The 3,482-nt window shown below is 51.0% G+C and carries 5 protein-coding genes and 1 pseudogene; 1 reads left to right on the top strand and 5 read right to left on the bottom strand.

Translation table 11 applies throughout. The features are described 5' to 3' along the window. Together AC2VLY_RS05600 and AC2VLY_RS05595 are read right to left on the bottom strand one after the other, a co-directional pair. Window positions 1–344: pseudogene (locus tag AC2VLY_RS05600) on the bottom strand (hypothetical protein); the annotation flags it as partial. Next, entirely contained in the window at window positions 341–640 is a 300-nt protein-coding gene (locus AC2VLY_RS05595) for a hypothetical protein (RefSeq protein ID WP_031572265.1), read from the bottom strand. The gene AC2VLY_RS05595 and the pseudogene AC2VLY_RS05600, both read right to left, overlap by 4 nt. Window positions 641–695: 55 nt before the next feature. Between AC2VLY_RS05595 and AC2VLY_RS05590 the strand changes: the two genes are divergently transcribed. After that, window positions 696–914 (top strand): hypothetical protein, encoded by a 219-nt coding sequence (locus tag AC2VLY_RS05590; protein WP_031572266.1) that lies wholly within the window; start codon window positions 696–698, stop codon window positions 912–914. Window positions 915–946: 32 nt separating this feature from the next. Here the strand turns inward: AC2VLY_RS05590 and AC2VLY_RS05585 are convergent, their stop codons facing one another. From AC2VLY_RS05585 to ssb, 3 genes are all read right to left on the bottom strand, one after another. Beyond that, window positions 947–1,111: a hypothetical protein gene (locus tag AC2VLY_RS05585; RefSeq protein ID WP_155270494.1), complete on the bottom strand. Its 165-nt coding sequence runs from the start codon at window positions 1,109–1,111 to the stop codon at window positions 947–949. Between the two features lie 202 nt (window positions 1,112–1,313). Next, complete coding sequence (locus AC2VLY_RS05580; protein ID WP_140390894.1) at window positions 1,314–2,678, bottom strand: recombination directionality factor; 1,365 nt, start codon at window positions 2,676–2,678, stop codon at window positions 1,314–1,316. A 78-nt stretch (window positions 2,679–2,756) separates the two neighbouring features. Further along, window positions 2,757–3,251, bottom strand: a complete 495-nt coding sequence (gene ssb, locus AC2VLY_RS05575; protein ID WP_031572268.1) for a single-stranded DNA-binding protein — start codon at window positions 3,249–3,251, stop codon at window positions 2,757–2,759. Window positions 3,252–3,482 lie beyond the last annotated feature (231 nt).

Genomic DNA, 3,482 nt, shown 5'->3' with positions numbered 1-3,482 from the left:
GCATTGTCTTCGGTAAGAGCGACCTGTTGAATATCGGTCGCCACAAAAATCGGGTATTTGCCGCCCACATACTGAAACACTTCGAGCGTACCCAATGGTTCATGGGAAAAGGTGCCCTGCAACATCAGTACCGGACAATGATTGGACAGGGTGTGAATGCGTTCCGAGAGTTTCTGCACGGACAAACTATGCAGATCGACCCGGTGGTCCGTGGAATCGCCGCTGATAACGGCCACTTCCACGTCCTCCTCTATGGCCGCTTCGACGGCTGCAGAGAAGCAACGATCCACCTCGTCCAGATATTCTGGACAATAGTGCAGGTCGGAGAATTGGGCGATCTTCATAGCCCGTCCTCCACCACGCAACCTTCCCTCCAAAAGTTGTTGAGATACAGTCTGAGGATAGGACCTCTGACATCTTCGACAATTTTGTAGCGGAGGGCCAAGCGGTCGCAGAGATTTTTAATCTCCGCTTCCGTCTTGCTGAGTTGCGCAGCCATGGGTGCGCCGTTTACTTGGCGGAGCAGGTTCTTTCGGTACTTTTTCCCCAAAAGAATAAACCGCCCCGCCAAGCGGGATGCATTGGCGTTATCCACGCGCAATGTCTCCGCCAGGGCAGTGGTGAGTTCTTGTTTGTTCATGATGGACTTTCTCCTGTTATAATGAAGCGAAAGTGACCACAGTAAGGAGTTTCAAATGTCTGCAAGAATGCAAGTTATCGAAAACCCCAGTACCGATAGTCCGGAAATCTCAGGGGCCAAATATTGGACGCAACAGCTAATACGCGTGATGAAAAATCCGGACGATAAAGCGGCTTACGAATACCTCAAGAGAGATTACGAAATGGGTAAATGCGGGCGCCCGAAGCCGAAGCTGGTGTATGCTTCGCCTGCTGACGCTGACGCTGGTCACTAAGATACAGGTCATACCGCGCATCCAATTCCGCATCAATTTTTTTCAAGAGTTTTTTTTGTGTCCCGCATGAGTTCTGCATCTACCGAAATGGGGTGACGCAAAAGCTCGCGTAACTGGTCCTTGATTGCCAGGAGTTCGCCGTTATTGGCGCTCTGGATTTTGGACATGACAAACTGATAGGTGCCTTTGCTTAACATGATGTCTCCTTTCATTGCAATGAAAAGGGATTAAATCCCCCATAGGGATTTGTCCCTATAGGGTGAATAAAAAGACTGTTTTTACCGGGTGCCGCCCGGGTGGTTTTCCACAAAAAATCTTTGCGCATACTTGCTTGCAGGTATCCGCACAAATTTTTTGGAAAAAGGCCCCCGAAGGGGCCGCAGTGGGTTATAGGAAGAATTAGGCGCTTTCGGTGTTCCGTTGCCTTTCTTCGAAAATGACATTATTGACCTCGGCAATATAGCCTTCCACATCGTCTGATTCCAAAGCCTGTTTCAGCTCATGAACCATGGCATTCAGATGCTTGAGCGTTTTGCCCCAATTTGTTCCAAATCGGGCATTGCCGTATTCCAGCAGATCGACAGGATTCAAGCCTACCTGTTTGCACAAGCGGGATGCTTGCTGGCGCAGGGGGGCAATGTCTTCTGTGTTTTCTGTGGGCTGTGCTGCTTCCGGCGCGGGCGCAGAAGCCGTTTGCTCGGGCTGGGGGTCAGAGGGTGCCGCTTCTGGTATAGGGGCGGCAGATTGTTGTTCCGCCGGTACCACGGACTCTGCTCTGGCCTGAGCCATATCCACTACATTACTGGATACGAAGTCTTCTGGCCGTAGAGCGGGTTGATGTTCCAGCGCAGCCGGGGCTTGCGCTACACCTTGCGGCAAGAATGCCGTTGATAATTTGCGGTGTTTTTCCGCAACAGCATCAGCCATGGCCAGCAAATGCGCCAACTCCGCTTTGCAATTGAGATGCGCGATAATTTGGGGGACCATTTCTGTATCCCCTTCATCGGTCATGTGCTTTACTTTTTCGCGCACCTTGGTCATCCAAAATATGGGTTGGCCTTTCCATCCCATCTGGACTTCCACGGGCACTTTGCCGCCACAAAGTGCGGCTGTGTATCTCAATGTGTTCTCAATGTCATCGACGGCATAGAAGCTCCCCGTAGGGATTTCTACCAATTCCGCTGTCATTTTTTCCCCAGGAATCATGACGTGGATTTTTGAGCGGACATTGCATTCCCGTTTTTGGTATTCCGGACAATGTTCCGGATCGCAGTGTCCACGCACCTTGTCTTTACGGCCGCCATAAATGCGTATGGCACGTCCGTTAACTTTCGGGACATCATCTTTGGTGATACAGAGGACGTCACCGTTCCCATTGATTTCGGAATGGTACTTGAGGCCTTTTGCCGTATAGCATTCCATTCGCGTCATCACCATCTGTGCGGGATCCGAATGGGGGAAAACAACCGGAAACTCGTAGAGCTTTTTTACCAGATCCCCTTCCCGTTGTTCGCCGTACAAATCGAGTATCCGTTTCGCCGTTTCCGGGTTCTTGAATTCCCCCGGCCAAACAGAAAAAAACGGTTCATTCTTGGGAACCAATGCGTGTTTAAATCCCGCCTTGGTCAGCGCGGAATCAATAGCCGGGTATCCAACGCCCGCCAAAATCCCGCGTTCCACAATTTGGTGCGCTTTGGGGTCTGTAATAGACCGCTTCAGGACCTTGGTCCCTGGGCGGATTCTACCGATAACTTTCAACATCATGCCCTCCATGTGCATAGGCACCCCGTCAATCCATCTGGGGTGCTCATACAAAAATTCAAATAAACAACAAGTTACCGCTCAAAATGGGATATCATCGTCAAATTCTGAGTAGTTTGTGTTTCCCGTGTTACCGCCGCCAAACGGATCTTCCGGCGGCTGACTACTCCGGTTATTGGATGGGGCGTTGTTCGCACGCTGCTGCTGAGGCTGGCGGTCATTGCCACTGTTGGCACCACCGTCATTGCGCGGCCCGACTAGCTGCAGGCGGTCACCGATAATTTCAGTGGTGTAGCGATCCTGACCTTCCTTGTCTGTCCACTTGCGGGTCTGCAGTTTGCCTTCCACAAAAGCCATGCTGCCCTTGCGCAGGTATTCGCCCGCGATTTCGGCGACACGTCCAAAGAGCACGACACGGTGCCATTCGGTACGTTCCTGTTTATTCCCTTCGCGGTCCTTGAAATTTTCCGAGGTGGCCACATTGAAATTGGCGATAGCCTTACCGTCCGGCATGTAGCGCATCTCCGGATCTTTCCCGAGATGGCCTAAGATTATGACTTTATTAACACCAGCCATGGAATACTCCTTTTTTTTGAGTGAGTTATTGAAAAAAGGCAAAGAGAAGCCGTTGGGTCTTTTTCAGAGTGAAAAAAACCGGATATGAGGTGCGCCCATATGAAACGGCTCTTGCGCGAGTAACAATCCCCGAGCCAGAAAAGGGGACTGTGTTTTGAGTTCGGGATGTCGCCCGTACCTATTATCTGAAACAGTCTATCGGGGGGAATAGAGGGGGATGCCATCATTAAG

This window comes from Acidithiobacillus sp. TH-A36 (assembly GCF_057473445.1).
This window is presented reverse-complemented; position numbering and strand designations above follow the sequence as displayed.